The sequence below is a fragment of the Desulfonatronospira sp. genome, from assembly GCA_003563255.1.
GTDB lineage: Bacteria > Desulfobacterota > Desulfovibrionia > Desulfovibrionales > Desulfonatronovibrionaceae > Desulfonatronospira.
Genome location: PWSL01000489.1, coordinates 1 through 3,043 on the forward strand (window position 1 = coordinate 1; position 3,043 = coordinate 3,043).

Sequence of the window (3,043 nt, forward strand, 5' to 3'; positions counted from 1 at the left end):
AGTCGTATGGGAAGAAGCGCGGAGATCCTGACTGGGACGAGATTGCTGTTTTATCCGATCTCAACAACGACGATTCCGTAGGTTCTACCATATACGATCTGGCGATATTCGGTCTACATTCATCGATAGATCCATAATCTGTTTGTTCCCTGATGCGACTTTTCACCAGATCACTTCTTGGCATAACAACTTCTCGCTATTTATTGATCGATATTCTCTCGGCGCAACGCGCAACCCTCGGTTTTTTGGAACCTCTATATCGATATTGACAACAAATGAAACCCTTTTCTGCATTGCGGACAAAAATCCTGTAGTATAATTGCTGCAGATGAAGCAGCTCACGATGCTTCTTTTCATATTAATTATCTTGGTGGAGGTAAGGTTTATGAAGAGGTTTTTTATCGGCTTGGTGGCATTTTTGCTAGTTTTGGTGGTCGCGGGTTGCCCTGTTATTTTTGATGATCCACTGAGAATCGACGATCAGCGGGTGAACGAGGGAGAGACCCTGTCTTTTGATCTCAAGCAGTATACGACCGCAAGGAACATGGAAGACCTGAAATACGATCTACTTGATGAGAATCCTGCCTGGTATATTTTTAACGACAGCTATTTTGTTTTCGAGAACGTCCCCTTTAAGAATCCTGCATATGAAGTCAGAGTGGGTGTTACGAACGACAGAGGGGCAACAGTTACTGACTCTTTCAAGATTTATGTGAACAGGTTCCCTGAAGAGCCAGTGGCAGTGTTTCCTGAAAATGGAGCGACGGAAATCTCAACTGAAGTAACCTTGGAATGGACCTGCACCGACCCCGATGAGGATTACCTAACTTTCTCAGTCTTCTTTGGCGATGCTGAAGATCAGCTTGATATGGTTATCGAAAACACACCACTTACTTCTCACGAACTCGGTGTTCTTGAACCTGCTACTGAGTATTTCTGGAAGGTTATTGCTTCAGATGAACACGGTGCGTCGACGACCGGTGAACTGTGGAGCTTCAGAACAGTTAAACCTACTCCGGAAGGCCCGAAAATGATGGTGATTGAACCTGAAGGAAAAGGAACAGTAACTCCCGAACCCGGAACGTATGTCTTTGAAGAGGGTGAAGTTGTCCGCCTTTCTGCTGAACCGGAAGAGGGCTGGAAGTTCACTAAGTGGGAAATAAACGGACAGGAGTCTGAGGAAGCTGAGCTCAATATAGAAATGCATGAGGACAAAACAGCTAAGGCATTCTTCAGTCTGAAGGAGTACTCTATAGAAGCTTCGGCAGAACCTGAAGGATCTGGACTGGTTAATGGTGTAGCAGTGTTTGAAGAAGTTTTCAGCCACGGTGAACGAGTGGAATTGATTGCTCAGGAGCTCGAAGGGTTTAGTTTTCTTGAGTGGAGTGGGGATGTCGACGGAGTCAACAAGAAGGAACCTGTACTTGCATTTGATGCAGATAGACACAGGAATCTTGTTGCACACTTTGAACTGAAAAAGCACACGTTAACAGTTACTGCAGTTCCGGAAGAGGCTGGAGAAGTAACTGGGGAAGGAGTTTTTGAGCACGGAGAGACTGTAGAAGTTTCAGTAGTCCCCAATGACGGTTGGATATTTGTTGAGTGGCAAATTAATGGTATTGTCAGCGATAAACTTGTGGTTGAATTCGAGATCGAAGAGGACACTTCTGCAACAGCGATCTTTCGAGAGGACACACGTCCCTATCTCAGGATCTTCAGCCTTCCTCAAGACGGCATGGAGCTCAGTATTAACGGGGAGATCTTCTTTACACCAGTAGAATTCAGGGTTCCTGAAGGAAGCGAGCATCACGTTGTTGTTCAGAGGGTTCAAGAGTTCAACTTGTATGATTATCCCAATAGGCCCGAACTGAGAGGAGTAGATTCGATCTTTGAATTCGCTCGTTGGGATGATGGTTATACAGAGAACGAAAAGATCGTCATTGTTGATGAAGAAACAGAGTTAACGATGGTATTCGATGCAAAGTACAGAGTCGAGAGTGGAAGCTATCCTCATGGTGCAGCGGACCCTGGTAACGAAGGCTGGCATGAAGAAGGTTCCAAGATTCTCTTCGAGGTGCCGCTTGAGGCCACGATTATGCAAGGAGGAGAAGAGCGACTGGTCCCCTTCGATTATTGGACTTTAAACCGCAGAGATGACAGAATCCCTGGAGAATCATCCAACGGGAAGTCACTATTGCTAGTTGAGGTTATTGAACCTACTTTCGTTCAGGCTAGGTACAATCTTCCTTGTAGTAATTAGTTTCGACAGTCATCTGTAGAACTTCTGCAATACTTTACAGGAAAGTCGGCAAAGATAGTTACTGGCCTGGACTTTTTTCATAGGGTCGACAAACTGATTCGTCTCATTGAACGAGTTAGTTCCGTTTTACGTGTCTGTTAGTGTATGCTTATAGTGTAGTTACCGAATGTGCCTGCTAATCTTTAGCGTTTTTTGGATTTCTACAGCAGGTTTCTGCAATGGATTGAGAGAAACTGTATGACTATTTTTGGATAATTTACTTGGATTGATACTAGATTAACTGCATTGGTTTCAGTTGGAATGGAAGGCCACAGAATACGATCCAGTCTCTTGATTGATGAGTCTTTGTTATCTTGATTTTATGCTTCTGAAACGGGGGGGTTATATGCGCGCTATATTGAAAAGCTTTCTTCTGAGTGCTTGTTTTCTAATACTTCTGAGTTTGCTCGGTTGCCCATTTTTAAGGCCGAATAATCCACCCATCTTATCAATTCCTGATCAGACAATTCGCGAGAGTGATGAGAAACTCTTAGTAAATCTTCTTGAATATGCTGAAGATCCAGATAATGATCCCCTTACATTTCAACTTACGCAAGGAGACAAAGGTGAGATAGTTAAGATTCATGACGAATACCGCTATGTATATTATCCAGAGTACGGAGATGCTGGTACATATGGGATAACGATCGAAGTTGCTGACTGGAGAGAGGGAAGAGCAGAAGATACATTTGTTCTTACAGTAGAGAGGTTTGCTGAAGAGCCGAAGAATCCTTCACCTTCAAT

2 protein-coding genes are annotated in these 3,043 nt (G+C 43.9%); both read left to right on the forward strand.

Going from position 1 to position 3,043, the window contains the following annotated elements; all coding sequences use genetic code 11:
• Positions 1 to 343: 343 nt before the first annotated feature.
• Positions 344 to 2,260, forward strand: coding sequence for a hypothetical protein (locus tag QZP87_RS14330; protein ID WP_291323605.1), 1,917 nt, complete (start codon positions 344 to 346; stop codon positions 2,258 to 2,260).
• Between the two features lie 385 nt (positions 2,261 to 2,645).
• A partial coding sequence (locus QZP87_RS14335; protein ID WP_291323606.1) for an Ig-like domain-containing protein occupies positions 2,646 to 3,043 on the forward strand: 398 nt, incomplete at its 3' end.

Excerpts from the sequence above, each read along its gene's own strand:
- QZP87_RS14330 (WP_291323605.1), top strand. The coding sequence starts at position 344 with ATGCTTCTTTTCATATTAATTATCTTGGTGGAGGTAAGGTTTATGAAG.